Origin of the sequence: Methylobacterium oryzae (genome assembly GCF_021398735.1) — a bacterium.
Taxonomy (GTDB): domain Bacteria; phylum Pseudomonadota; class Alphaproteobacteria; order Rhizobiales; family Beijerinckiaceae; genus Methylobacterium.
Genome location: NZ_CP090350.1, coordinates 242,114 through 266,562, shown reverse-complemented (window position 1 = coordinate 266,562; position 24,449 = coordinate 242,114). Strand labels below are relative to the sequence as shown.

The following is a 24,449-nucleotide window of genomic DNA, read 5'->3' as shown; positions in this document are numbered from 1 at the left end:
CAGTGACGGTCGCGTGCCGACCGGCCGGCGGCTGACGCCGGAGGCCCGCGAGCGCCAGATCGTCGAGGGCGCGGTCGCCTACTTCGCCGAGGTCGGCCTCGACGGGCACACCCGGGAGCTCGCCCGCCGGCTGGGCATCACGCAGCCGCTGCTGTTCCGCTACTTCCCGACCAAGGCGGCGCTGATCGAGCGCATCTACGAGGAGGTCTATCTCAGGCGCTGGGATCCCGGCTGGGAGGCGACGGTGCGCGACACCGCGCTCCCCGTCCTCGAGCGCTTCCGGCGCTTCGAGATCGACTACCAGCGCCGGATCGACGACTACGCGTGGCTGCGGATCTTCGTCTCGGCGGGCCTCAAGGGGTTCGATCTGCCGAGCCGCTACCTCGGCATGGTCCGCGCGCGCATCTTCGCGCCGCTGCTCGCCGGGATGCGCGCCGAGTCGAACCTGCCGGACCCTGAGGTGCAGCCGCTCGCCGCGGACGAGTTCGAGCTCCTGTTCGGCATCCACGGCGCGCTGGTCTACGTCGGCCTGCGCTCGCGGGTCTACGGCATGGACGGCACGGCGGACCGCGACGCGGTCCGGGCCGCCATGCTCGACGCCGCGCTTCCGGGGCTGCTCGCCACCCACCGCCGGGTGGTGTCGGCGGCGCGGTCGTCCGACGCGCTGTAGGGCCATCCCGGGATCCCCGGATCACGGGAGGCGCCGGTCCAGCCCGCCCGCGTCACCGAAGCGGGCCGCCGCGGCGATGACTTTCGCGGGAACTGCGTTAGCCTCGCGGGCCGGAGGAACGCCATGACCCAGGGAACGGAACCGGCGGCGCTGCCGCCCCACTTGGCACAGGAATACGCGGCGGCGCGGGACAACGGCTGCGTCGGCACCCGGCTGCTCTCGGAGGATGACCGCTCCCGGGTCTGGACCATCGTCCTGGCGCCCGGCGCGCGGATCGGCTTCCACACGCACGTGCTCGACTATTTCTGGACCGCGGTGACGGCGGGGCGGGCCCGCTCGCATTACGGCGACGGGCGGGTCGCGGAGGTCGATTACCGCGCGGGCGACATCCAGCACCTGTCGTTCGGGCCGGGCGAGTCGATGACCCACGACCTCGCCAATATCGGCGACACGGAGCTGATCTTCACCACCGTCGAGTTCCTGGACAGCGCGAACCCGCCCCTCGCGCTCCCGGCCGCCGTGCGCGCGGAGGCGACCCGCCGCGCGGCCTAAGCGCGGGGGACATCGGGCGGGACCGCCGTCCCGGCCATCACCGCCTCGGGGCTGCGGAACCGCTCCGCCGCCGCCCGCTCGGCCGCGCCGCGCTGCTGCGCCTGCAGGTACGCGCCGAGATCGCGTCCCCGCGCCACGACGGCCGCGCCGTAGGCGCGTCGGCGCGCCTCGAAGGCCGTGAGCGCGGCGTCCACGTCGGCGCCGGCCGCGTCCAGGGCGTCCGCGAGGGCGGCGGCGTCCTCCATGGCCTTGGTCGCGCCCATCCCGACATGCGGCCGGGCCACGAAGGCGGCGTCGCCGATCAGCGCGACGCCGCGCGCCGGGATCATGGTCGGCGTCTCGATGTCCAGGATCGCCTGCAGGAACGGCTGCTCGGCGCGCAGCATGACCTCGGCGAAGGGCGGCGCGAGGATCCGCGCCGCGTCGGCGCGCATCGACTCCAGCACCGCGGCCTTGATGCGGCCCGGCGGGATGGAGAGGGCGTGGCGGACGCCGCCGGTATCGGTCAGCAGCGCGGCGAGCGCGGCCTCCTCGGTCGGCCTGTACCAGACCGCGTTGAAGCACAGCCCGGCGGCCTCGTCCGCGCGCCCGGGCACGGGATAGCCGAGGATCTGCTCGCCCGGAGGCAGGCAGAACGCGAAATGGCCGCCGATCGCCTCCCGGGTCGCCGGCGCGAGGGCTGCCGCGTCGACGACGGCGCGCCACGCCACGTAGCCGGCGTAGCGCGGCGCGACACCGCTCAGGAACCGGGACCGCACCGTCGAGAACTGCCCGTCGGCGCCGACGAGGAGATCCGCGGAGATCCGGCGACCGTCCTCGAAGAAGGCGACGACGCGCGCGCCGTCGGGCTCGACCGCGGCGAGCGCCGCGCCGTAGCGGACGCTGTCCGGGGGCGCGGCGTCCAGGAGCAGGCCGTAGAGCCGTCCCCAACTCGCCAGCACCTGCGGCAGGCTCCGTTCCGCGATCACGGTCCCGTCCCGGTCGAGGACCCGGCGGCCCTCGACGGTGACGCCGAGATCGCCCGCCCCGGCCGGAGCACCGCAGCGCGCCAGCACCGCCCGGAGGCCGGGATGCGTGACGATCCCCGCCCCGCGGCCCGTGAGCGCGGCCGCCGACCGCTCGAACACCGTGACGGCGTGGCCGCTCCGCGCGAGCAGGCACGCCGTGGTCAGTCCGGCGATCGAGCCGCCGATGACGGCCACGTCCAGTCGCTTCATGCAGCCCTCGAACCGGGACGGCGGTCCCGACCGCGCCCAGCATGGACGCGCCCGACCGGCCGGCCAAGATCGAAATCGCCGCGGGGCGCCGCGCTAGACCGGCCGCACCAGCCGGTCGAGCCGCATCCGGGTGATCGCGCCGATCTCCTCCAGGGCCGTCGCCTCCTCGTCCGCGACCGCGCGCGCGAGGCGCTCCTCGAACAGCGCGCGGATCTCGCGCAGGTCCCGGCCGCGCACGGCGACGATGAACGGGAAGCCGAACCGGTGCCGGTAGGCGGCGTTCAGCCGGTCGAAGGCCGCGGCGTCCGCCTCCGTCAGCCGGTCGAGGCCGGCGCTGCCCTGCTCCTGCGCGGAATCGGCGGTCATCGCCCGGGCCCGGGCTTCCGGGCCGGCGAGTTCGGGATGGCCGTTGAGGAAGGCCAGGCGCACGTCCGGCGGCGCCGCGCGCACGGCCGCCATCATCGCCCCGTGGAGAGCGTCGAGGTCGGCGAAGGGCGCCGCGCCGTGGGCGGCTCGGGCGACCCAGGGCGCGTGCTCGAAGACGCCGCCGAGATACGCGACGAAGGCGTCGCGCTCGAGGGCGTTGAGGCGGTCGAGGTCGATCATGCCGCTCAGCTTCCGCGATAGGTGGTGAAGCTCGACGGGGCGCACAGCATCGGCACGTGGTAATGCTGCTTGGCGTCGAAGACGGTGAACCGCACGACCGGGTTGTCGATGAAGATGTCGGCCTCCGCCGTGCCGGCCCGGCCCTGGAAATACGGGTCGACGAAGAATTCCAGCTGATACTGGCCGGTCTCGGCCTTGTCGGCCGGGAGGATCGGCGCGTCGGTCCGGCCGTCGGCGTTGGTGACGACGCTCTTCACGAGCCGCCACTGGCCGTTCTCGAGGACGGAGAAGTCGATCCGGACCCCCGCGACGGGGCGGCCGCGATCGGTGTCGAGGACGTGTGTGGTGATGCCCGCCATGCCGGGTCTCCTTGTCGCGTCGGGGATCGGACGGGTCAGCTGCCGCGGTAGTAGGAATAGCCCCAGGGCGTGAACAGCACCGGCAGGTGGTGGCGCTGGCTCGCGTCGCGGATCCGGAACCGGATCGGCACGAGGCCGAGGAAGTTCGGGGTCGGGAGCTTCACGCCCAGGTTCGCGAAATACGCCTCGAGGTGCAGCACCAGCTCGTAGCGGCCCGCCTTGAAGGCCTCGTCGACCAGGAGCGGCTCGGCGGTCCGGCCGTTCGGCGCGGTGGTGACCGTCCGGATCGGCCGGTAGCCGGTGCCGTCGTGCATCGCGAGGTCGCAGACCATCCCGGCACCGGGCGTGCCGTGGAAATTGTCGATGGCGTGCAGGGTCAGCCGCGGCGAGAGGCCGGCCTGCGACACGGGCGCGGTGTTCAGCGTGCCGGGCTTGGTCGGGGAACCGGCCGGAGCATTGGCCGGAGCCGCCGCCGGAGCGGGCATGCCCTGCGCCAGCGCCGGGCCCGCGGAGACCGCGGCGGCGGCGCCGAGCCCCGTCGCGACGAGGCCGCGCCGCGTCAGAGCGTGTCGTTCGGGTCCGTGTTCCAAGAAAGCCTCCCTCTCGTGCAGCGGTTCACGCCGGCTCGTGCGCCGCGCGGGCCCGGGCGCGCCGACCCATCTCCGGCGTCGCCGGCGGGACGAAGGCCAGGATCAGGACGAGCGCCGCGGCCTCGACGGCGGCGACCAGCCAGAGGCCGGTCGCGACCGAGCCGGTCTGCTCGCGCAGGTAACCCATCGCCGCCGGCGCTCCGAAGCCCGCGAGGTTGGCCACCGAGTTGATGAGCGCGATGCCGGCCGCGGCCGCCGACCCGGCCAGGAAGCGGCCGGGGATCTGCCAGAAGACCGGGATCGCGCTCATCGTGCCGACGATCGCCACCCCGAGCATGAGCAGCGCGAGGACCGGCGCGCCCGCGATGAAGACGCCGGTGAGCGCGATGGCCAGTGCCCCGATGAAGGCCGGGACCCCGCAATGCAGCCGCGCCTCGCCGGTCCGGTCCGAGTGGCGGCCGTTCAGGATCATCCCGGCGCCGCCGCAGAGATAGGCCGCCGACATGATCCAGCCGACCGTCAGCGGGTCGGTGAAGCCGGCGTCGCGCACCACGCTCGGGCCGAAGAAGGTCAGGGCCGAGTTCGCCGTGACGATGCAGAAGAAGATCGCGATGCACTGCCAGACGCGCGCGTCCTTCAGCGAGGCGAGGATGCGGTGCTCGCGGTGGCCGAGGGCCGCGGCGTCGCGCGCGAGGTCGGCCTCGACCAGCGCCTTCTGCTCCGCCGTCAGCCAGCCGGCCTTGGCGGGCCGGTCCGTGAGGTAGAACAGCGTGACGATCCCGGCCAGGATCGACGGGATGCCCTCGAGCAGGAACACCCACTGCCAGCCGGACCAGCCGTTGACGCCGTGCATCCCCGACATGATCGCGCCCGCGAGCGGCCCCCCGATGACGCCGGCCAGCGCCGAGGCGGACATGAACAGCCCGAACACCTTCGCCCGGCGCTCGCTCGGATACCAGTAGGTCAGGTACAGGATGACGCCGGGATAGAAGCCGGCCTCGAAGACGCCGAGCAGGAAGCGCAGGACGTAGAAGAACGCCGGCGTGGTGACGAACATCATCGCCACGCAGCAGAGCCCCCACAGCAGGGTGATCCGCGCGATCGTCTTGCGGGCGCCGATATGCTCCAGCAGCAGGTTGCTCGGCACCTCGCACAGGAAGTAGCCGATGAAGAAGATCCCTGCGCCGATGCCGTAGACGGTCTCGCTGAACCGGAGCTCGGCCAGCATCTGCAGCTTGGCGAAGCCGATGTTGACCCGGTCGATCCAGGACAGGATCCACAGGACCATCAGGAATGGCAGCAGCCGCCACGTGATCCGGCGGTAGGCGTCGTCCAGGCGCGCGGGCGCCGCGAGGGCCGGCATGTCGGTCGCGTGGTGCGCCTGGATCGTCATGGCTGGCCCCACAAGGTTGCCCCATCCGGAACGGGGCGTTGGAATTCCGAGCGATGCAGGACGGCTGCCAGTCTCGCGCCGGCGGCCGCCCGCCCCGTCTCAGCCGATGGCTTCGCGCGGCGCGAGCAGCGTCGCGAGGGCGTGGCCGAGGCCGACATTGTCCGCGGCGACGGCGGGCGGGCGCCGGTAGGGCGCGGCCGCGGCGGCGACGACCGCCTTCACCCCCGACGTGACCGAGCACAGGACCGGGACCGGCACGTGCGGCTGCAGGCGGGCCGCGAGGCCGACCAGGGCGGCGCCGCCGAGGATCACCGCCTCGGCGCGATCCTCCTCGGCGCAGGCCCGGCAGGCGGCCGCGAGGTCGGACAGCGCCGCCTCCGGGTCCTTGGCGATCTCGCCGCCGGTGCGCGCGATCGTCCGGATGCCCGCGAGGCCGTCACCGACGCCGAGGCTCGCGACGCACTCGCGGAGCATGGGCTTCCACAGGGCCCCGCCGGTCACGATGGCGTAGCGCCCGGCGACCCGCTGGGCCTCGCGGCACGACGCTTCGAGCATCCCCACCACCGGGACCGGTGAGACCTCGCGCAGGGCCAGCAGCCCGGGATCGCCGAAGCAGGCGAGGAAGACCGCGTCGCAGTCCCGGCCGTGCTCCGCGAAGGCGTCGAGGGCGGCGTGGCCGGCGATGGCCAGGGCCGCCCGGCTGGCGATGTAGGCGGCGCCGAACCGCGCCGTGGCCGGGACGAAGGTCGCAGTCGCGCCCGCCATCGTCCCGACCTGCCCGGCCAGGAGGTCGGTCACAGACGTGCTGGTGTTCGGATTGAGCAGCAGGATCCGCATGGCGCCCTCGGGTAGCGGGAGCCGGCCGGATGGCCGGGCAGAGGCCCGCACGCAGCCGGCCGGGGATGGGGAGGTCGGGGTGCCCGGCGGCGCGGGTCAGGCCGCGCCGCCGGGCCGTTCGTGTCTCCGATCCGGACCGGGGCGGGTCCAGGTCCGGACCGGGGCGGGTCCAGGTCCGGACGGCCTCAGGCAGGACGGGCCGCGCCCGCGGGGCGGCGCATGAGGGCGGTGTAGATCGCGAAGCCCAGGGCGCACCCGATGAACCACGTGAAGTTCGCCACGCCCTCCAGGCCCGGCAGGATCACGCAGAGCACGGGGATGAGGGCCGAGGGGATCATGGCGGTCACCGCGGCGCGGTTGTATCCGCCACTGTACCAGTACGTCCCGGCGGGGCTCATCGTGTAGAGGTCGTCGAGGACCACCTTCTGCTTCTTCACGAAGTAGAAGTCGGCGATCAGGATCCCGAACAGCGGGCCGATGAACGCGCCGAGGACGTCGAGCGTGTAGTGGATCACAGCGGGATTGTTGTAGAGGTTCCAGGGCGTGATGAAGATCGAGCCGACGGCCGCGATCATCCCGCCCATGCGCCACGAGATCCGCCGCGGCGACACGTTCGAGAAGTCGAACGCGGGCGAGACGAAGTTCGCGACGATGTTGATCCCGATGGTCGCGGTCATGAAGGTGAAGGCGCCGAGCACGACCGCGAAGGTGCTGTCGATGCGGCTCACCGTCTCCACCGGGTCGGTGATCAGGTGGCCGAAGACCGGAACCGTCGCCGAGGCGGTGACGACCGTCAGGAGCGAGAACCCGAGGAAGTTCACCGGGAGACCCCAGAAATTACCCTTCCTCACCGCCTCGAAGCTCGCGCCGTAGCGCGAGAAGTCGCCGAAGTTCAGCATCGGCCCGGAGAAGTAGGAGACCACGAGGGCGACGGCATTGATCATCACCGGCAGGGCGTCCCAGCCGGTATACTTCACGGTGCCCAGGGTCAGCCCGATCTCGCCGATCCCGGCCTTGGCGACGAGGTACGCGGCGAGCGCGATCATCACCACGTAGACCGCCGGCCCCGCCCAGTCGATGAACACGCGGATCGCCTCCATGCCGCGCCAGAAGACCAGCGCCTGCAGGACCCAGAGCGTCATGAAGGCGGCCCAGCCCAGACCCGACAGGCCGGCGAAGCCGTACTGCTTGACGTCGGCGTAGACGGCGAGTTCGGGGTAGAAGCGGAGCGCCACCACCGTCAGCGCCGCCGAGGCGAGGTAGGTCTGGATGCCGTACCACGCGACCGCGATCAGCCCGCGGATGATCGCCGGGATGTTGGCGCCCTTGACCCCGAAGGAGGCGCGGCAGATCACCGGATAGGGCGTGCCGGTCTGCTGGCTCGGCTTGGCGACGAGGTTGCAGAAGATCTGGACGATCACGATGCCGACGAGCAGGGCGATCAGCACCTGCCAGCTCACGAGGCCCAGCGAGAACAGGGAGCCGGCGGTCACGTATCCGCCGACGCTGTGGACGTCAGACATCCAGAAGGCGAAGATGTTGTAGGTGCCCCAGGTCTGCTTGCGCAGCGGGGCCAGATCCTTGTTCACGAGATCCGGATCGTAGCTCGGCTTGATGACGACGGCTTCCCGTTCGTCCGACACGGCCGTGCTGATGCCGGCGGCCTCAACCTGTGCGTACATGGCGTTTCTCCCTGACTGGCGCAGCCCTGTTGCCGGGCTTTTTCCGTGACGCTGACGACCCGCTGGGACCGCCATGCAAAACCTGGAACTCTCCGTCTCCTGACTTCTAAAAACACGACCTGAATACAGATCACGACCGAATTCGGACCTCCCAGTCCCGGTCGCGACGTCGACTTGTCTATCCCGCGACCACCGCCGCGAGGCGGGTCCGGAGGCCGCCCGCGTCGGCCGGGGCGCCCGCGGCCTCCGCGAGGAGCCGGGCCAGGCCGGACGGGTCGTCCGCCTCCGCGGGGAGTCCGGCCGCGTGGACCCGCTCCGCCATCGCCACGCCCGCCGCGGGCGACGCGTCGGCCAGCCCGGCGCAGACCGGGCCGAAGACCGCGCCGAACAGGGCGCGGCCCATGCAGGTCGGCCGGTAGCCGCCGCGCGGCGGGTGGGCCGCGATCCAGTGACGGGCGATGTCCAGCCGCGTGGTCACCCAGGCGTCGGGGTGATCGCCCACGTAGTCGAGGAACCGCTCCAGCGCGGCCATCCGCCCCGGACGCCCGACCAGGCGGCAGTGCAGCCCCACCGACATGATGCCGCCCCGTCCCGCCTCGCCCTCGCGGTACAGGACGTCGAACGTGTCCTTGAGGTAGCCGAAGAACTGGTCGCCGTTGTTGAAGCCCTGGGCGGTGGCGAACCGCATGTCGTTGGCGTCGAGGGTGTAGGGGACGACGAGCTGCTGACGTCCCCCGATCCGCAGCCAGTAGGGCAGGTCGTCGGCGTAGGAATCGGCGAGGTACAGGAACCCGCCCTCGGCGGCGCCGATGGCGAGCGTGTTCGCGGAGGTGCGTCCCTGGTACAGGCCGAGGGGCCTGCTGCCCGTCAGCGATGCCTGCAGCGCGACGGCGGCATCGATATCGGCGCGCTCGGCCTCCGGGCTGTGGTCGCGGTAGTCGATCCAGCGCAGGCCGTGGCTGGCGATCTCCCAGCCGGACTCGACCATCGCGGCGACGGCCTCGGGGTTGCGCTGCATCGCCGAGGCGACGCCGAAGACCGTGACCGGGAGGTTGCGGCGCGTGAACGCGCGCCAGAGGCGCCAGAAGCCGGCGCGGGCGCCGTACTCGTAGATCGACTCCATGTTGGCGTGGCGCTTCCCCGGCCAGGGCAGGGCCCCGACGATCTCGGAGAGGAAGGCCTCGGACGCCGCGTCACCGTGGAGGATGCAGTTCTCGCCGCCCTCCTCGTAGTTGATGACGCACTGAACGGCGACGCGCTTGCCCCCGGGCCAGGCCGGGTCCGGTCGATGCCGGCCGTATCCGACCATGTCGCGGGGATAGTCCTGGTCGAGGTCGAACATGGCGTGATCCCTCGTTCCGACGCGAGATAGACGCACGCCCGACCGTTGGTCCAATATCTTGTTCGGCTTGATTGATAGGTTGCACGTTTAGATGGCGCGATCATTGATCTGAGTGCCGGAGCGCCGTCGGGCGGATCGCCACCGGCCTGTCGTCGATCCGGCGGAGCCTGCCCGTGCCGGGTCGACGACCTCACGCGCCGCCGCGTCGGCGGGCCGACGGTCGGGCGTCCCGGGCGGGCACCGCGGACCCTAACGGGTGCGGCTGGCGGGGATCGGGCCGGCGGCGAGCATGCCCATCAGGGCGTCGAACGCCAGCGGCTTCTCGACCAGGGGTATGCCGGCGGCGCGGGCGCGGCTCCGGATGCCCGGATCGGGGTGGCCGGTGATCAGGATCACGGGCACGCCGGCAGCGAGGTCCCGCAGCCGGCCCCACACCGCGAGCCCGTCCATCCCCGGCATGACGTGGTCCAGCAGGACGAAGGTCGGGTGCGGGCCGGGGAAGGCGGCCAGCAGCGCGCGTCCGTCGGCGAAGGTCTCCACCCGGTGGCCCGCGCTCTCCAAGAGGAAGCGGGTCGAGTGCAGGATGGCCGGGTCATCGTCCACGACGTAGATGAGGCTCGACGCGGCGGACAGCGTGGCGTTCGCCGGGAGCGTGGCGTCCAGTGAGGTCATGGTGCCGAGATTAGGGGTGGTCCGCGGCGGCCGACCTTGACCTGCCTCAAGACCGGGACCGCGTCCGTGCTGGCCCCCCATCCCGAGACCGGCGACGTTCCTGCCTCGGTCGATCCCGGCTCCCGCGCCGCCCGCTGTGCGGCGATCCGACACGTCGGGCGGTGACGCTCCTGTCCGCCCCGGAGGCCCTTTCCGATTGATTCAGCTCCGATTCCTCATCTTGAAGTTGAATAACCGCCTTTGCACGTACGATATCGCGAGCCGGAGACCGAATGTCAGACCCCGTAACGGGAAACTCTTCAGAATAAATCTTAATCAGTTTGCGTATATTTTACGCAACCCGATCATGACTGCTCAGCCTGGCTGACGCGTTCGCAGCCCTGGGTTCCGTCGCCTGGACATCCGCCTCATGAAAATGACCATCAAACTGCGACTCGTCTCGCTGCTCGGCGGACTCGGCTTGGTGCTGCTCGCCACGGCGGCGCTCGGAAATCTCTCGCTCCACTGGAGCCATCAGAGCCTGAAGACCGTCTTCGATGATCGCGTCGTCTGTCTCCGGCAGTTCAGCATCATTCGCGACGCCTATGACGACCTGCTCGACGCCTCGCGCCAGCTGCGCGGCAAGCAGATCGAGCCGGCAGAGGCCAAGGACAAGATCGAGCGCGATCTGTCGAAGCTCCACAAGGAGTGGTCGGCCTATCTGGCGACCTACCTGACCCCGGAGGAGGAGGCCCTCGCCAAGGACCTGCAGCTGGGCATCGATCGGAACGACTCGATCGCGGCCGAGATCCTCAAGCGCGTCGCCGCCGGCGCGGCCTCGGATTTCGAGGCCACCCACACGGACCTGCTGAAGAGCATGCAGGCCACCAACGCCACGCTGAGCAAGCTGACCGCGTTGCAGGTCCGGGAAGCCGAGGCGGAGTTCCGGCGCTCGGAGACGATTGCCGGCTGGTCGCGCCTCGCGCTCCTGGCCGCGCTCGCGCTCGCCGCGCTCAGCATCGCCTACGGCGTGTACGTGATCGTCGTACAGATCACGCGCCCGCTGGGCAGCCTCGTGGGCGTCCTGCAGCGGATGGCCCGCGGCGCGGTCGATGCCGAGATCCGCGAGGCCGCCCGCGGCGACGAGATCGGCGCCGTCGGCCAGGCGGTCGAGGGCATCAAGGCCATGGTCGCCCGCAAGGCCGCCGAGGAGGCCGAGGTGAAACGCCGCGCCGATGAGGCCGCGGCTGCCGAGCGCAAGCGTACCATGATCGAGCTCGCCGACGGCTTCGAGCGCGCCGTCGGCGGGATCGTCGGCCTGGTCTCGTCCTCGGCCACCGAACTCCAGGCCACCGCCCAGCAGATGACCGCCACCGCCCAGGAGACCGCATCCCAGTCGACCACCGTGGCCGCCGCCGCCGAGGAGGCGTCGACCAACGTCAACACGGTCGCGGCCGCCGCCGAGGAGCTCGGCTCCTCCGTGCAGGAGATCGGCCGGCAGGTGACCGGCTCGGCCCACCTCGCCCAGGCCGCGGTCGGCGAGGCCGACCAGACCGCCCACCTCGTCCAGGCGCTCAGCCAGAACGCCGCGCGGATCGGCGACATGGTCGGGATGGTCTCCGGCATCGCCGGCCAGACCAACCTGCTGGCGCTCAACGCCACGATCGAGGCGGCCCGCGCCGGCGCGGCCGGGCGGGGCTTCGCGGTGGTGGCCTCCGAGGTGAAGGCGCTGGCCGAGCAGACCGCCAAGGCGACCGAGGAGATCGCGCGCCAGATCGGCGAGGTCCAGGGTGTGACCGCGCAGGCGGTGACGGCGATCGGCGGGATCACCGGCCGGATCCGGGAGATCGACAGCGTGGCGACTTCGATCGCGGCGGCCGTCGAGGAGCAGGGTGCAGCGACCCAGGAGATCGTGCGCAACGTGGCGCAGGCCTCGGCGGGGACGAACGAAGTGACGGGCAACATCGCCGGCGTTGCGCAGGCCTCGGAGGAGACGGGGGCGGCGGCCTCGCAGGTCCTGTCGGCGGCCTCGGAGCTGTCGCGGCAATCCGAGCATCTCGGCGCCGAGGTCGCCCGCTTCCTCGCAACCGTCCGCGCCGCCTGAGGGTGGCCACGGCCGAGATCCGCGTCCGCCCGGTCCGACGGGAGGACGCGGATCTCGCCGACGCGCGCGTCCCATCGGCGACGACAATCTCGACAATCGAGTCTGCCACCCACAGCGCGCAGCAAATCCGCGGCCGCGCCAAGCTTGCCGGATCCCGACACGCGGGCAAGCCGCGATCGACTTGAGCCAGATCAATGACCGGTCGCACGGATACCGGATGCTCGGCCCGTGAAAGATGGCAGGTCGTCTGTCGCTCAGGGCTCGGGCGCCCGGACATCGGGCCGCCGATGCCGTCAGCCCGCGCGGGGAATCCGGTGAGAACGATCGAGAACCGAACGGCGGATATGGTCCCGAACGCGCTCAACATGCTCCTGGGCGTCGCGCTCCTCCTCGCACCGTGGTACTTGAATCTGGGCTACGAGACGGCCGCCGCGCGCAACGCCTTCGTGACCGGGGGCGCCATCACCGTGGTCGCACTTCTGGCCCTCGGCGTGACCTGCGCCTGGGAGGAATACCTCAACGTCGCCCTCGGGTTCTGGGCAGCCATGGCGCCCTGGCTTCTCGGCTTCGCCGACGCGACGGCACCCGTGTGGGTGCACGGCCTGACCGGGCTCGCCGTGGCCGCGCTGGCCGCGTACGCGCTGTGGCGGCTCTTCGTGTCGCCCCAGGCGCGCTCCGTCTGAGGCGCGCCCGTCGCCGCCGCGGCCGCGGGCATCCGGCCGGCACACGCAACTACGGGATTGCCCTTAAGGGGCGCGCCTTAAGGCTCCGACCGGAATTTCTCCGCCTCCCGCCCGCTGCCAATCTCGTCCCGACCGACGCAGGCGAGGAGCGCAGCGATGAGCACCGAGTTCACGGCACGGACAGCACCGGAGGGGCCCGCAGCCCGTCCCGCTCCCGTCCCGGAGATCGAGGGGAGCACCCTGTTCGCGGGATGCCCCGACGTCGTCGGGACACCGTTCTCCTACGCCCGCGAGGAGGAGATCTACGGAGAGGGCGAGGAGGCCGAGTTCGTCTACAAGGTCCTCAGCGGCGCGGTGCGCACCCACCGGGTCCTGAGCGACGGGCGCCGCCAGATCACGGGCTTCCACCTGCCCGGCGACCTGTTCGGGCTCGGGCAGGGCGAGATCAATCGCCAGACCGCCGAGGCCCTCACCAGCACCAAGGTGCTGATCTTCAAGCGACGACAGGTCGAGCGCGCCGCGACCGGGCGGGCCGAGGTCGCCTGCCGACTCTGGAGCATGGCCACGAGCGACCTGCGACACGCCCAGGACCTGGCGCTCCTGCTCGGACGGCGCTCGGCCCAGGAGCGGGTCGCCGCCTTCCTGCTGGAGGTCGATGACCGCCTCGGCGCCGCCGGCACCTTCGCGCTGCCGATGACCCGCCGCGACATCGCCGACTACCTCGGCCTGACCATCGAGACCGTATCGCGCACCCTCTCGCAGCTGGAGGAGGACGGGGTGTTGCGACGCGACGGCGGCCGACAGGTGTGCCTGCATCGGACCCGGCTGCGCCGGCTCGTCGAGGATTGAGACAGGCGCCGCCGGGGACGCCACCGGGAACGCCGCTGCGGGCTGTCGCGTGGTTTCGCGTTGGCTTTCGGGGTGGCTTCGGGGTGGCTTCGGGGTGGCGCCTGCGCGCAGGACGCTGCCTCGGAGACGGTCGCGGACGGCGCCGGCGAGCGGGTGCGGAGACGAAGGGCGTCACCGCCTCTGGAAGCGCGCGATCAAGCCCGGGGCCTCCTCGCGGATCAGCCCGAGAAAATTGTCGATCACCGGGTTCCGGCGCTGATGATGCAGCGCGTAGACGTCCGCCGACAGGAACGGCGGCTTGATCGGCAGGACGACGACGTCCGGATGCCTCGGTCGGCCGACGAATTCCGGGATGATGGCGAGACCGAAGCCCGCCGCGACCAGGTTGATCAGCGACGAGGCCTCGCGGACCTGCTGCGAGATGCTCGGCGTGAACCCGCGCGCGATGCAGGCTTGGTAGATATCCGCTGCGAAGCGCGAGCTCTCGAGGCCGAGCGAGATCAGCGGCTCGCTGCGGAAGACGTCGATCGCGACACTGCGACCGGCGGCGAGGGTGTGCTCGCGCGGCACGGCCACGCAGAGCCGCTCCGGCCACGCCAGGTGGGCGACGAGATCCGGATCCTCGGGGGGGCTGCGGAGGAAGCTGAGATCCGTCCGGTTCGCCTTGAGGGCCGCGATCTGGTCGGCCGGCGCCATCTCGTGGATGCGCACGTCCACCGCCCGGAAGCGCTGCTCGAAGGCCCGGATCAGGCAACCGGCCGGCCCCGCGAGGACGGAACTCGTCATGCCGATGTTGAGGATGCCGGCCGTTCCGGTGCCGATCGTCCGCGCCCGGTCGACGGCATCGGCGACCTGCGCGAGGACCGCCCGCGCGTTCCCGAGGAAATCCTCGCCCGCCGCGGTCAGGACGACGCGCCGGCTCGAGCGCTCGAACAGGTTGACGCCGATCTCCACCTCGAGATCGCGGATCTGCTGGCTCAGCGGCGGCTGCGACACGCCCAGGCTCTGGGCGGCGGCGGTGAAGCTGAGATGCTCCGCCACCGCGGCGAAGTAGCGAAGATGCCGGAGTTCCATGGGCCGACCCATAGGAATTTCGAATGGATAGAAGCACGGAAGGTCTTTTGCGTCTAGACCCGCGGGGTGGACGTCCTCGACGGCGGGGATCTCGCCGGCCCGTCAGGACCGTCGACAGCGGCGTGTCGCCGAGGCGGGGCCCGGCGGGCGTCCGTCCCGCACCGCGCTCAGGTCCCGCCCGGGTGGATCCCGACGCGCTCCGCGGCGAAACGCTCGCGGAGCCAGGCCGCGGCGGGGCCGCAGGGCCGCTGCTTGTGCCAGACCAGTTCCAGGGCGATCGGCCAGTCGCCCTCATCGAACTGGAGGTCGGGCGTCACGAGGTACGGCGCCGTGAGGGACGCGGCGATGACGTGGTCGGTGACGAAGGCCCAGCCGATCCCGTGCTTCACCATCTCCAGGATGACCCAGTGGCTCTCCACCCACCAGACCTCGGCGGCGACCCGCAGACGGCGCTTCTCCGCCCCGTCGCCGCGGGCGGCCACGAGGATTTGGCGGTGGCGCTTCAGCTCCTCCCACGCCACCCGCTCCTTCGCGAGCGGGTGATCGCGGCCGCAGACCAGCTTGAGCGGCACCCAGCCGATGGTCCGGAACCCGAGCTCCGTCGGGAGCTCCTCCTGGCGCCACATCACGCCCAGGTCGGCGGCGCCCGACCGGACCATGCGGCTGACATCCTCCATCAGCGGGAAGAGCAGCTCGAGCTCCACGAAGGGGAAGCGCTGGGCGAAGCTGGCGAAGAGGGCGCCGAGGGCGTGCTCGGGGTAGAGCTCGTCGATGGCGACCACCAGCCGGTTCTCGACGCCCTGCTCCAGGCTGCTCGCCACACCGATCAGGTGCTCCCGCCGGTCGAGCACCACGCGCGCCTCCAGCAGCAGCCGCTCGCCCGCCGGGGTCAGCACCGGGTTCCGGCCCGCGCGGCTGAACAGCGCCAGCCCCAGATCCGTCTCGAGGTTAGCCACCTGCGTGCTGACGGCCGACTGCGCCTTCCGCAGCACCCGCGCCGCGCCCGAGAACGACCCGGCCTCGGCCGCCGCCACGAAAGCCTGGAGCTGGTCGAGCGAGACCGCCATCTATCTGATTACCCGATACTTCCTAACTTGTGGATCGCCTTATCGCAGATAGAGAGCGGCCGACCAATCCGCCTCTCGAGAGCGAGACCATGCGCACCACCCGCGACCGCATTCGCCACGCCATCCTGTTCGAGGTGATCGGGCTGCTCCTCATCGTCCCGCTCGGGACCGCGGCCTTCGGCCTGCACGCCGCCGACATGGGCGTGATCGGAATCGGCAGCGCCCTCGTCGCGACGAGCTGGAACTACGTCTACAATCTCGGCTTCGACCGGACGATGCAGCGGCTCGCCGGGCACACGCGCAAGAGCCTCGTCCTGCGGGTCGCCCACGCGGTGCTGTTCGAGGCGGGGCTGCTCCTGATCCTGCTGCCGCCGATCGCGTGGTATCTCGGCATCGGCCTCGTGGAGGCCTTCTTCATGGATCTGGCGATCGCGGCCTTCTACGTGGCCTACGCCTTCGTGTTCAATCTCGCCTACGATCGAACCTTCCCGCTCCCGAGCTGGACCGAGGCTGCCGCCGAGCCGTCCCGCTGACGCTCGCGCCAGCCGCGCGGCGAGACCGCGACGGCGGCGCGGCGGGCGTTCGAGGGTCCGCGGCGCCGCGTGAGGCGCCGGCTATCCCTCCGCGCGGACGAGATCCGTCGTCTCCGGTCCGCGCCGAACCTCCGCGCCCAAGGGACCGACGGGTGGCCGGCCCGGCGGGATCAGCGCGGCGAGCGCCTTCTGGAGAAGGTCGGGCCGGACCGGCTTGTGAATCAGAGGGACCCCGCTGTCCAAGGCCTCCCGCATGCGGACGGGCGCGGTGTCGCCGGTGATGAGGATCGCCGGGATCGGCCGTCCCCAATGCTGCCGCAGCGTCGCGATGGCTTCGGCGCCGGTCTGGCCCCTGCGCAGTCGGTAGTCGCAGATCAGTGCGTCCGGCGGCGGCCCCTGCGGCGGCCGTTCGGTGACGTCGGTCGGATCCTCGAAGGCCCAGCACAGGCAACCCCAGCCGGAGAGGAGCGCCACCATCGCGTCGCGGACGATGGCATCGTCGTCGACGATCAGGATGCGGGCGCCGACCAGGCCACCGCTCTCCGCGATGGCGGCCGCGGGCGCGTCGTCGAGCCTGGCGTCCCGCCCAGCATCGAGCGTCCGGGGGACGAGGATGCGGAAGACGCTGCCGCTCCCCACCTTCGACGAGAGGGAGAGCGGGTGATCGAGCGAGGCGGCGATCCCGCGCGCGATCGCGAGTCCCAGCCCCAGACCCTTGTGACGATCGCGCTCCGGATTCCCGAGCTGGTAGAACTCCCGGAAGATGTCCTCGCGCTTGTCGACCGGGATGCCGATCCCGGTGTCGTAGACTTCGATCGACACGCCCGCGCGCCGGCGCCGGCAGCCGATGAGGACGCCGCCGCGCTCGGTGTACCGGATGGCGTTGAGGACGAGATTGCGCAGGACCAGCTCCAGCAGGGCCGGGTCCGAGACGATCGCCAGGTCCGTCTGGGGCGTCCGATAGATCAGGCGCTTGGCGTCGGCCAGCGGCGCCAGCTCGTTCTCGATCTTGTCGAGGAGCGGCTGGAGCTCGAAGGCGCGGGGCCGCGGCGTGATGACTCCGGCCTCCAGGCGCGAGAAGTCCAGAAGCGTGTTGAGCATGTCGGTCGACGCGACGTTCGCGGTCTGGGCGTTCTGCAGGATCCGCCGCTGCGGCGCGGCGAGATCCGTCTGGCTCAGCGCCTGGAGGAAGAGGCCCTGGGCGTGGACCGGCTGGCGCAGGTCGTGGCTGGCCGCCGCGAGGAACTGCGACTTCGCGGTGTTGGCGTGCTCGGCGTCGCGGCGGGCCCGGTGCGCCGCGGCGGTCTCCGCGCGCAGCTGCTCCACGAGGGCCGCGTTCTCGAAGCGGAGCTCGATCGATTCCCGCACGCGGCGGCTGGCGAGCACGACCTGACCGTACTGCCCGACCACGAACAGGATCGAGCAGATTGCCAGGGCCCGGTAGGGCGCGCCGCCGAGCGACCAGAGGGTTCCCGCGGCCAGGACGGCGACGGGCACGACGAGGGCGAGGTAGAGGTGCCGCCGCGGCGCCAGGAGCGAGACGCCGTTGCTGCAGGTCGCGCCCAGCAGCGACATGGTCAGGATGCTCACCGCCGGGACCTGGAGCGGCAGCGCGATCCAGATCAGCGATCCCAGGATCGCGCCCTCGACGATCTTGCTCAGGAAGATGACCCGCTCGACCCGGCGGGCGCGGTCGGGCTCGCCGATCGCGGCGCGGACCCGACGCGCGTAGGCGGCCGCCCCGAACCGCTCGACGAGGAACGCGCCGTACCAGCTCAGCAGGACGGCGTGGGGCACCAGCGTCCACAGCACGGCCAGCATGAGCGTCGAGACGAGGAAACCGACGGCGACCGACTGCGTGACGCCGTCCAGGACGAGGCGCAACTGCTCGGCCGCGATCCGCTCCTCCTGCGACGGGCTCATCGGATCAGGCCGAACTGCTGCGCCTTGAACACCGCCTCGGCGCGCCGGGTCACCCCCAGGACCGACAGCAGACCCTGCACGTGGCCGCGGACCGTGTGTTCCGACAGACCGAGATTGCGTCCGATCATCTTGTTGGACAATCCGCGCCCGACGAGGGTCAGCACCTCGGCCTGCCGCGGCGTGAGCGTCGGGCAGAGGGCGCCCCCGACCTGCGGGACCGCGGACGACCGGGCGAGCATCTCGCGCAGGACCGTCATCATCCGCTCGGGGCGGTCGGTCTTGGACAGGAACGCGCAGGCGCCCTGCGCCAGAGCCGTGCTGACGGTATCGGGCAGATCCAGGCCGGACACGACGACGATCCGGGCGGCCGGCCAGCGTTGCTGGAGCAGGCCCATCCCCTCGAGCCCGCCGATGCCCGGCAACTGGATGTCGAGGAGGACGATCGTCGGGACGACGGCCACGATGGCGAGCGCCTCGTGCAGCGATGGGCTGTCGAGAACCGGGATCTCATCGAACGCCGTCGACAGCATCGAGACGATGCCGGACCGGAACAGCGCGTGGTCATCGATGATGAGGATTGCTTCCTGCGCCATGCGGATCCTGTCTAGAGCAACCGCACAGGCGCCGTCACGGGTCATGGACCAGTCCATGTGGACTGGTCCACGAAGCCATTCCGATCGGCTAAGCCACGGGTCGAGGAATTCGATCGCGCGCGCCCGGACATGCAGTTGGAGACCACGCGGACGGGATCGGATGCTGGGCGAGGGCGCCCGCCAGCCCGCGCGGCCCGCGCTTCACACCGCTGCCGTCGCGGCGACGGTCCGGTGATCGCGGGCGGTGACGTCCGTCGGACCGCGCGCGCGGCCCTCCCAAGTCGATTCGAGGGAATTCCATGGTTCATCGCCGTCAGAGACGAGGCATCGGCCGGACCGCGTCCGATCCGACGTTCGACGCGAAGGGTCCCCTGATCGTGCGGTGGATCGGTGCCGCGGCCCGCAAGCGCGGCCGGGCGGCCGACCGGGAAGCTCCGCCCGCTCCGACCCCGGACAACGTGACGAGGCTGTCCTGGGCCGACACCTTCGGACGGGCGATCAGCGCCGATCCTCAGCGGCCGGAGGGACCCGCGACCGTCCTCGCGATGCGTCCCCGCGCGAGCAGGCGCGCGTGCGGGCCGTTCGTCCGCACGAGACAGGCGGTGAGCGCCGCGATCCCGACCTCGCTGCCGTAGAGCGAGACGGATCGGCTGATCTCGGTCGCTCTACCGTCGGATCTCCGGGCCGGCCGGGAATCCGCGGCCGCCCGGCGGCGCGGTGTCCGGCGCGAGAAGGCCGGAGCCGGTCCTGAGCCAGAGCCCGTCCGGCGCCGCCTCGACCGCGGACAGGCGCAGGGCCCGGAACGACCAGCCCGGCGAGACGGCACCGTCCCGGAGGTCGAACGAGGCCTGGTGCCGGGGGCAGTGCAGCCGGCCCGCGACGCAGCGTCCGAGGGCGAGGTCGGCCCCCTCGTGCGGGCAGGCGCGCTCGGCGGCCACGATCCGCGCGCCGTCCCGGACGAGGAGCAGGCGGCGGCCGCCCGCGTTGACGGGGAGCAGGTCCCGGTCGCCGAGAAGGTCGACCGGGCCGAGGCGGATCCGCCCCGGCAGATCCCGCTCAGCCACCGAGATAGGCGTCCCGAACGTGGGGATCGGCGATGAGGTCCTGCCCGCGCCCCTCGAGGACGATGCGGCCGGTCTCGAGGAGGTAGGCGTAGTCGCAGAGTTCGAGGGCCGCGAAGGCGTTCTGCTCGACGAGGAGCACGGTCGTGCCGGCGTCGCGGATCGCGCCGATCACCGCGAACATCCGCTCGACGATGTTGGGGGCGAGCCCCAGGGAGGGCTCGTCGAACAGCACGAGCTTCGGGCGCCCCATCAGCGCGCGGCCGATCGCCAGCATCTGCTGCTCGCCGCCCGACAGCGTGCCGGCCGCCTGGTCGCGGCGCTCCGCGAGGCGCGGGAACTCCCCGTAGATGCGCGCCAGGTCCGCCGCGACCGCCGCCCGGTCGCGGCGCAGGTAGGCGCCCATGGCGAGGTTCTCGGCGACCGTCATCTGCGGGAAGACGCGCCGGCCCTCCGGGCAATGGGCGATGCCCGCCGCCAAAATCCGGCGGGGCTCCGCCCCCGCGATGTCCCGGCCGGCGAACCGGATCGCGCCGGAGCGCGGCGGGACGAGCCCGGAGATCGCCCGGAGCGTCGTGGACTTGCCGGCGCCGTTGGCGCCGACGAGGGCGACGAGTTGGCCCGCGCGCACGTCGATCGTGAGCCCCTTCAGAGCCGTGACGTGGCCGTAGCCGCAGACGAGGTCGCGGATCTCAAGCATGGACCGCCTCCTGCGCGGCAGCCGCGGCGGCCTGCCGGGCGGCGCTGCCCTGGCCGAGATAGGCCTCGATCACCGCCGGGTCGCTGCGGATCCGGTCCGGCGGCCCCTCGGCGATCAGGCGCCCGTAGTTGAGGACGACGATGCGGTCGGAGACCTCCATCACCATCGGCATGTCGTGCTCGACGAGCAGGATGGTGACGCCGCGCTCCCGGATCTGCCGGATCAGGCGCACGAAGACCCGCGTCTCGGAAGCGTTCATCCCCGAGACCGGCTCGTCGAGAAGCAGCATGGCGGGCTCGGTGGCGAGCGCCAGCGCCACGCCGACGAGGCGCTGCTCCCCGTAGGCGAGGGCGCCGGCCTTCTCCTGCGCCCGTCCGGCGAGCCCGACCCAGTCGAGGAGCGCCGCGGCCCGGGCGCGCAGCTGCCTCTCGCCGGCCCCCGCGCGGCCGAGGAGCGCGTCCAGAACGGGCGCGCGGCCCGCCGCGGCGCCCATCTGGTGCAGGCCGATCATCACGTTGTCGAACACCGTGTCGTCCGGGAAGACGCTGGTGCGCTGGAAGGTGCGGGCGAGGCCGAGCCGCGTGATCGCGTGCGGCGGCAGGCCCTTCAGGGACGTGCCGCGGAAGTGGACCGCGCCCTGGCTGGGCTTGAGGAAGCCCGTCATCACGTTGAAGGCCGTCGTCTTGCCGGCCCCGTTCGGGCCGATCAGGCTGACGATCTCGCCGGCCCGGACGTCGAAATGCAGGTCGGCGATGGCGACGAGGCCCCCGAAGCGGACGCCGACATGCTCGACGGAGAGGATCGCGCTCATCGCTGCACCGCCGGGTTGGCCTCGAGGACGGGCGCGGCCGGGGCCGGCCGGCGGCCCAGCAGCGCCGCCAGTCCCGGCACGATGCCCCGCGGCATCACGAACAGGATCACGATCAGCACGAGGCCGTAGACGATCCACTGCGCCTCCGGCGCCATGACCGGGCGGAGCGCCACCGGCAGCAGGCCGAAGATCAGGCCGCCGACGACCGGGCCCAGCAGGGTGCCCTTGCCGCCCGCCACCACCATGATGACCATGGTGACCGTGGTGGCGAACAGGAACACGTCGGGATCGATGATCCGCAGGTAATGGGCGTAGAGGCTGCCGGCCGCGCCGGCCATGGCGGCCGAGATCACCGCCGCCACCGTCAGCGTGCGCGTGGCGTTGATGCCGACCGAGAGCGCCAGCGGCTCGTTCTCCTTGAGGCCCCGCATCGCCCGGCCGAAGCGCCCGCCGACCAGGCGGGCGATCACGGCGTAGCAGAGCGTCCCCACGGCCAGCACGAGGTAGTAGTTCTGGAGCTTGGTCTTGAGGGTCCACATCCCGAGGCCCGGCAGGCCGAGGGTGATGGCCGGGATGTTGGTGAGCGCCAGCGGCCCTTGCGTCAGCTCCACCCAGTTGAGCGCCACGAGCCGCACGACCTCGGCGAACGAGATCGTCACAATGACGAAGTAGGCGCCCCGCACCCGGAAGGAGAGCCGCCCGATCAGGTAGCCGCAAGCGCCCGCCGCCGCCGTCGCCAGCAGGAGGCCGACCACCGCCGGCCAGGGCTCGTGGACCGCCCGGATGCCGAAGCCGAGATCCACGTCGAAGCCGAGGCTGGTCAGCGCGCTGACGTAGGCGCCGATCCCGAAGAACGCGATGTGGCCGAGGCTGAGCTGCCCGGTGAGGCCGAGGAGCAGGTTCAGGCTCATGGCGCCGATCGTCAGGATGCCGGTCACGATCAGCGCGTTGAGAAGGTAGGGGTTGGCGCCGAGCCCCAGGGGCAGGGCGACGAGGCCGGCGAGCAGGGCGAGGGGGAGGAGCCGGTTCATCCGACGCGCTCCGCCTTGGCGAACAACCCGGTCGGCCTGCAGAGCAGGACCGCGATGATGATCAGGAAGCCCATCGCGTCCCGGTAGCCGGAGGAGACGTAGCCGGCGCCCAGTTCCTCGGCGAGCGCCAGGATGAAGCCGCCGATCGCCGCGCCGGTGACGTTGCCGAGCCCGCCCAGGATGACGATGGCGAAGGCCTTGAGCTCGGCGAGGCCGCCCATCTGCGGGAACACCACGTAGACGGGACCGAGGAGCGCGCCGGCGGCCGCGGCGAGCGACGAGCCGAGGGCGAAGGTCGCGGTGTAGATCCGGCGGACGTCGACGCCCATCAGCGCCGCCGTGTCGGAATCCTGGAAGGCGGCGCGCATGGCGAGACCGAGCTTGGTCCGATTGATCAGCGCGTAGGTGAGGGCGATCAGCGTCAGCGCCGCCCCGAGCACGAACAGCCGCAGCCACGACACCGAGACCGGGCCGACCTGGAGCGGCGCCTCGGGAAAGGGCGCGGGGATCGCCTTGGCGACGCCGCCGAAGGTCCAGAGCGTGCCCGATTGCAGGACGATGCCGGCGCCGATCATCACCAGCATGGTGGTGTCGATGTCCGAGCCTCGGAACGGGCGCAGCAGCAGCAACTCGATCGCGGCCCCGAGCAGGAGCCCGCCGAGGATCGCCACAGGAAGCGCCAGGAAGAAGTTCAGTCCCAGCGCGGCGACCGCGAGGTACATGACGTAGGCGCCGACCGTGTAGAGCGCGCCGTGGGTGAAGTTCACGACGTTCATGATCCCGAAGATCAGCGTCAGGCCGATCCCCAGCAGCGCGTAGGTGCCGCCGAGGATGAGGGCGTTGACGAGGTGCTGGATCAGTTCGTTCACGGGCGGCCTCCGAGGGTGCGCCCCGGCCCGGAGGCCGGCGGACGGGCGAGGGGGCCGGCATCAGAGCGCCGGCCCAGGGGCGCTCACAGCGCCGGCACGATCACCGTCCCGTTCTTGATCTCGATGAGGTAGACGTCGGGCTTGCTCTGGCCGCTCTCCTTCCCGGCGGGGCCGGCCTTGGCGAAGCGGATCGGCCCGTTGAGCCCGACGAAGTCGACCGACCAGAAGGCCTTGGTGATCGCGGACGGATCGGCCGAACCCGCCTTCTCGATGGCGTGGGCGATCGCGCGGATGCCGTCGTAGCCGCGGAAGCTCTCGGTGACGCCGGCGAAGTCGAAGCCGCGCGTCTTCCACGCGGCGATGAAGGCCTCGGTAGCCTTCGGGTCCGGCGTCTTGTCGGGCGACCAGGGCAGGAAGGTCGTCAGGTGCATCGTGCCGTCGGCGGCCGCGCCGGCCTGGGCGATGATCTGGTCCGGGTTTTGGGATCCGCCGGTGGTGATGACCCGCTTCTTCAGGCCGAGCGCCGCCATCTGCTTGAACAGCAGCACGAGCTGATCGACCGAGCTCGTGATCATGATCGTGTCGGAATCCGACGCCTTCAGCTTGGCGAGCTGGGCGCTCATGTCCTGCGCGCCCTGGTCCATGGTCTCGACGAGGCCGACCGTCACGCCCTTGTCCTTGAGCATCTTGCCGAAATCGGTCGCGGCGCCGCGGCCGAAATCGTTGTTGAGGACAAGGAAGTCGACCTTCTTCAGCCCGAGGCGGCCGACCATGGGCGCGAAGGTCTCGGCCTCGAGCGACGAGGGCGGCGAGATCCGGAACACGTAGGGGTTGCCGGAGGTCGTGATCTTGCCGGACGAGGAGGTCTCGACCAGCATCGGCGTCTCGTAATCCGCGAGCTTGGGCATCACAGCCAGCGTCAGGCTGGAGCCCCAGGCGCCCATCATCACCGGGGTCTTATCGCTGGTGATCAGCTTCTCGGCGACCGCGGCGGCCTCGGTCGGGTTGCTCTTGTTGTCCTCGATCACGAGTTCGAGCTTCTTCCCGAGGACGCCGCCCTTGGCGTTGATCTCGTCGGCGGCGATCTTGGCGCCGTTGACCACGTAGGTGCCCGAGGCCGCGAACGGCCCGGTCAGCGGCTCGTTGACGCCGATGCGGATCGCCTCCGCCCGTGCGCCGGTGGCCGTCAGCGCCAGCAGGATCGCGGTCGTGAGGGTGAACCTGCCTAGCATTCGCGTGTCTCCGGTGCGTT

General features: G+C 71.5%; 24 protein-coding genes and 1 pseudogene. 6 read left to right on the top strand and 19 right to left on the bottom strand.

Annotation, left to right across the window (positions count from 1 at the left end; translation table 11 throughout):
* The first annotated feature begins 13 nt into the window (after window positions 1-13).
* Window positions 14-670, top strand: coding sequence for a TetR/AcrR family transcriptional regulator (locus LXM90_RS29675; protein WP_020094443.1), 657 nt, complete (start codon window positions 14-16; stop codon window positions 668-670).
* A 123-nt stretch (window positions 671-793) separates the two neighbouring features.
* On the top strand, window positions 794-1,222 hold the full coding sequence (locus LXM90_RS29670) for a hypothetical protein (RefSeq protein WP_020094444.1): 429 nt from the start codon (window positions 794-796) through the stop codon (window positions 1,220-1,222).
* Here LXM90_RS29670 and LXM90_RS29665 read toward each other — a convergent pair.
* From LXM90_RS29665 to LXM90_RS29625, 9 genes and pseudogenes are all read right to left on the bottom strand, one after another.
* Entirely contained in the window at window positions 1,219-2,439 is a 1,221-nt protein-coding gene (locus LXM90_RS29665; RefSeq protein ID WP_020094445.1) for an FAD-dependent oxidoreductase, read from the bottom strand. The genes LXM90_RS29670 and LXM90_RS29665 overlap by 4 nt on opposite strands.
* A gap of 93 nt (window positions 2,440-2,532) precedes the next feature.
* Window positions 2,533-3,045 (bottom strand): 2-oxo-4-hydroxy-4-carboxy-5-ureidoimidazoline decarboxylase, encoded by a 513-nt coding sequence (gene uraD / locus LXM90_RS29660; protein ID WP_020094446.1) that lies wholly within the window; start codon window positions 3,043-3,045, stop codon window positions 2,533-2,535.
* 5 nt (window positions 3,046-3,050) lie between these two features.
* The gene (gene uraH / locus LXM90_RS29655) at window positions 3,051-3,404 is read right to left on the bottom strand and encodes a hydroxyisourate hydrolase (RefSeq protein ID WP_020094447.1); all 354 of its coding nucleotides are present in this window, start codon (window positions 3,402-3,404) and stop codon (window positions 3,051-3,053) included.
* A gap of 35 nt (window positions 3,405-3,439) precedes the next feature.
* Window positions 3,440-3,994 (bottom strand): hydroxyisourate hydrolase, encoded by a 555-nt coding sequence (uraH, locus tag LXM90_RS29650; RefSeq protein ID WP_020094448.1) that lies wholly within the window; start codon window positions 3,992-3,994, stop codon window positions 3,440-3,442.
* 25 nt (window positions 3,995-4,019) lie between these two features.
* Window positions 4,020-5,387, bottom strand: coding sequence for an MFS transporter (locus tag LXM90_RS29645; RefSeq protein WP_020094449.1), 1,368 nt, complete (start codon window positions 5,385-5,387; stop codon window positions 4,020-4,022).
* A gap of 99 nt (window positions 5,388-5,486) precedes the next feature.
* Window positions 5,487-6,224, bottom strand: coding sequence for an aspartate/glutamate racemase family protein (locus LXM90_RS29640; protein WP_020094450.1), 738 nt, complete (start codon window positions 6,222-6,224; stop codon window positions 5,487-5,489).
* 185 nt (window positions 6,225-6,409) lie between these two features.
* On the bottom strand, window positions 6,410-7,906 hold the full coding sequence (locus tag LXM90_RS29635) for an NCS1 family nucleobase:cation symporter-1 (protein WP_020094451.1): 1,497 nt from the start codon (window positions 7,904-7,906) through the stop codon (window positions 6,410-6,412).
* A gap of 232 nt (window positions 7,907-8,138) precedes the next feature.
* Window positions 8,139-9,248: pseudogene (gene puuE, locus LXM90_RS29630) on the bottom strand (allantoinase PuuE); the annotation flags it as partial.
* Between the two features lie 249 nt (window positions 9,249-9,497).
* Window positions 9,498-9,920 (bottom strand): response regulator transcription factor, encoded by a 423-nt coding sequence (locus tag LXM90_RS29625; RefSeq protein WP_234083169.1) that lies wholly within the window; start codon window positions 9,918-9,920, stop codon window positions 9,498-9,500.
* 409 nt (window positions 9,921-10,329) lie between these two features.
* Here LXM90_RS29625 and LXM90_RS29620 point away from each other — a divergent pair, with 409 nt between their 5' ends.
* The 3 genes from LXM90_RS29620 (at window position 10,330) to LXM90_RS29610 (ending at window position 13,535) form a co-directional block, all read left to right on the top strand.
* Window positions 10,330-12,003, top strand: a complete 1,674-nt coding sequence (locus tag LXM90_RS29620) for a methyl-accepting chemotaxis protein (RefSeq protein WP_234083166.1) — start codon at window positions 10,330-10,332, stop codon at window positions 12,001-12,003.
* A 344-nt stretch (window positions 12,004-12,347) separates the two neighbouring features.
* Window positions 12,348-12,686 carry an SPW repeat domain-containing protein gene (locus LXM90_RS29615; protein WP_234083163.1) on the top strand — a complete coding sequence of 113 codons (339 nt, stop codon included), beginning with the start codon at window positions 12,348-12,350 and terminating at the stop codon, window positions 12,684-12,686.
* A 156-nt stretch (window positions 12,687-12,842) separates the two neighbouring features.
* The gene (locus LXM90_RS29610) at window positions 12,843-13,535 is read left to right on the top strand and encodes a helix-turn-helix domain-containing protein (protein ID WP_091978653.1); all 693 of its coding nucleotides are present in this window, start codon (window positions 12,843-12,845) and stop codon (window positions 13,533-13,535) included.
* 171 nt (window positions 13,536-13,706) lie between these two features.
* Here LXM90_RS29610 and LXM90_RS29605 read toward each other — a convergent pair whose 3' ends face one another.
* Both LXM90_RS29605 and LXM90_RS29600 read right to left on the bottom strand, forming a co-directional pair.
* The gene (locus LXM90_RS29605) at window positions 13,707-14,609 is read right to left on the bottom strand and encodes a LysR family transcriptional regulator (protein ID WP_020094457.1); all 903 of its coding nucleotides are present in this window, start codon (window positions 14,607-14,609) and stop codon (window positions 13,707-13,709) included.
* A gap of 167 nt (window positions 14,610-14,776) precedes the next feature.
* The gene (locus tag LXM90_RS29600; RefSeq protein ID WP_234083160.1) at window positions 14,777-15,676 is read right to left on the bottom strand and encodes a LysR family transcriptional regulator; all 900 of its coding nucleotides are present in this window, start codon (window positions 15,674-15,676) and stop codon (window positions 14,777-14,779) included.
* 89 nt (window positions 15,677-15,765) lie between these two features.
* Here LXM90_RS29600 and LXM90_RS29595 point away from each other — a divergent pair, with 89 nt between their 5' ends.
* Window positions 15,766-16,209, top strand: coding sequence for a PACE efflux transporter (locus tag LXM90_RS29595; RefSeq protein ID WP_020094459.1), 444 nt, complete (start codon window positions 15,766-15,768; stop codon window positions 16,207-16,209).
* A gap of 81 nt (window positions 16,210-16,290) precedes the next feature.
* On the opposite strand, the gene LXM90_RS29590 is transcribed toward LXM90_RS29595, so the two are convergent.
* The 8 genes from LXM90_RS29590 to LXM90_RS29555 all read right to left on the bottom strand — a co-directional run bounded on the left by LXM90_RS29590 (window position 16,291) and on the right by LXM90_RS29555 (window position 24,429).
* Window positions 16,291-18,132: a hybrid sensor histidine kinase/response regulator gene (locus tag LXM90_RS29590; protein WP_042670266.1), complete on the bottom strand. Its 1,842-nt coding sequence runs from the start codon at window positions 18,130-18,132 to the stop codon at window positions 16,291-16,293.
* A complete protein-coding gene (locus tag LXM90_RS29585; RefSeq protein ID WP_020094461.1) occupies window positions 18,129-18,725 on the bottom strand; it encodes a response regulator in 597 nt (198 codons plus the stop codon). The genes LXM90_RS29590 and LXM90_RS29585 overlap by 4 nt, the downstream gene beginning before the upstream one ends.
* Window positions 18,726-19,390: 665 nt before the next feature.
* Window positions 19,391-19,789, bottom strand: a complete 399-nt coding sequence (locus LXM90_RS29580) for a Rieske (2Fe-2S) protein (RefSeq protein ID WP_103985103.1) — start codon at window positions 19,787-19,789, stop codon at window positions 19,391-19,393.
* Window positions 19,782-20,486 carry an ABC transporter ATP-binding protein gene (locus tag LXM90_RS29575; protein WP_100251686.1) on the bottom strand — a complete coding sequence of 235 codons (705 nt, stop codon included), beginning with the start codon at window positions 20,484-20,486 and terminating at the stop codon, window positions 19,782-19,784. The genes LXM90_RS29580 and LXM90_RS29575 overlap by 8 nt, the downstream gene beginning before the upstream one ends.
* A complete protein-coding gene (locus tag LXM90_RS29570; RefSeq protein ID WP_103985104.1) occupies window positions 20,479-21,297 on the bottom strand; it encodes an ABC transporter ATP-binding protein in 819 nt (272 codons plus the stop codon). Before LXM90_RS29570 ends, LXM90_RS29575 begins: the two co-directional genes overlap by 8 nt.
* Entirely contained in the window at window positions 21,294-22,328 is a 1,035-nt protein-coding gene (locus tag LXM90_RS29565; protein ID WP_103985105.1) for a branched-chain amino acid ABC transporter permease, read from the bottom strand. The genes LXM90_RS29570 and LXM90_RS29565 overlap by 4 nt, the downstream gene beginning before the upstream one ends.
* Window positions 22,325-23,197 carry a branched-chain amino acid ABC transporter permease gene (locus LXM90_RS29560; protein ID WP_020094467.1) on the bottom strand — a complete coding sequence of 291 codons (873 nt, stop codon included), beginning with the start codon at window positions 23,195-23,197 and terminating at the stop codon, window positions 22,325-22,327. Before LXM90_RS29560 ends, LXM90_RS29565 begins: the two co-directional genes overlap by 4 nt.
* Window positions 23,198-23,280: 83 nt before the next feature.
* Entirely contained in the window at window positions 23,281-24,429 is a 1,149-nt protein-coding gene (locus LXM90_RS29555) for an ABC transporter substrate-binding protein (protein WP_020094468.1), read from the bottom strand.
* Between the last annotated feature and the right edge of the window lie 20 nt (window positions 24,430-24,449).

Coding starts and splice junctions, on each gene's coding strand:
- uraH (WP_020094447.1), bottom strand. CDS start 3,404: ATGGCGGGCATCACCACACACGTCCTCGACACCGATCGCGGCCGCCCC.
- LXM90_RS29570 (WP_103985104.1), bottom strand. CDS start 21,297: ATGAGCGCGATCCTCTCCGTCGAGCATGTCGGCGTCCGCTTCGGGGGC.
- LXM90_RS29635 (WP_020094451.1), bottom strand. CDS start 7,906: ATGTACGCACAGGTTGAGGCCGCCGGCATCAGCACGGCCGTGTCGGAC.
- LXM90_RS29590 (WP_042670266.1), bottom strand. CDS start 18,132: ATGAGCCCGTCGCAGGAGGAGCGGATCGCGGCCGAGCAGTTGCGCCTC.
- LXM90_RS29670 (WP_020094444.1), top strand. CDS start 794: ATGACCCAGGGAACGGAACCGGCGGCGCTGCCGCCCCACTTGGCACAG.
- LXM90_RS29605 (WP_020094457.1), bottom strand. CDS start 14,609: ATGGAACTCCGGCATCTTCGCTACTTCGCCGCGGTGGCGGAGCATCTC.
- LXM90_RS29665 (WP_020094445.1), bottom strand. CDS start 2,439: ATGAAGCGACTGGACGTGGCCGTCATCGGCGGCTCGATCGCCGGACTG.
- LXM90_RS29595 (WP_020094459.1), top strand. CDS start 15,766: ATGCGCACCACCCGCGACCGCATTCGCCACGCCATCCTGTTCGAGGTG.
- LXM90_RS29555 (WP_020094468.1), bottom strand. CDS start 24,429: ATGCTAGGCAGGTTCACCCTCACGACCGCGATCCTGCTGGCGCTGACG.
- LXM90_RS29625 (WP_234083169.1), bottom strand. CDS start 9,920: ATGACCTCACTGGACGCCACGCTCCCGGCGAACGCCACGCTGTCCGCC.
- LXM90_RS29585 (WP_020094461.1), bottom strand. CDS start 18,725: ATGGCGCAGGAAGCAATCCTCATCATCGATGACCACGCGCTGTTCCGG.
- uraD (WP_020094446.1), bottom strand. CDS start 3,045: ATGATCGACCTCGACCGCCTCAACGCCCTCGAGCGCGACGCCTTCGTC.
- LXM90_RS29640 (WP_020094450.1), bottom strand. CDS start 6,224: ATGCGGATCCTGCTGCTCAATCCGAACACCAGCACGTCTGTGACCGAC.
- LXM90_RS29610 (WP_091978653.1), top strand. CDS start 12,843: ATGAGCACCGAGTTCACGGCACGGACAGCACCGGAGGGGCCCGCAGCC.
- LXM90_RS29615 (WP_234083163.1), top strand. CDS start 12,348: ATGGTCCCGAACGCGCTCAACATGCTCCTGGGCGTCGCGCTCCTCCTC.
- LXM90_RS29620 (WP_234083166.1), top strand. CDS start 10,330: ATGAAAATGACCATCAAACTGCGACTCGTCTCGCTGCTCGGCGGACTC.
- LXM90_RS29600 (WP_234083160.1), bottom strand. CDS start 15,676: ATGGCGGTCTCGCTCGACCAGCTCCAGGCTTTCGTGGCGGCGGCCGAG.
- LXM90_RS29645 (WP_020094449.1), bottom strand. CDS start 5,387: ATGACGATCCAGGCGCACCACGCGACCGACATGCCGGCCCTCGCGGCG.
- LXM90_RS29575 (WP_100251686.1), bottom strand. CDS start 20,486: ATGCTTGAGATCCGCGACCTCGTCTGCGGCTACGGCCACGTCACGGCT.
- LXM90_RS29565 (WP_103985105.1), bottom strand. CDS start 22,328: ATGAACCGGCTCCTCCCCCTCGCCCTGCTCGCCGGCCTCGTCGCCCTG.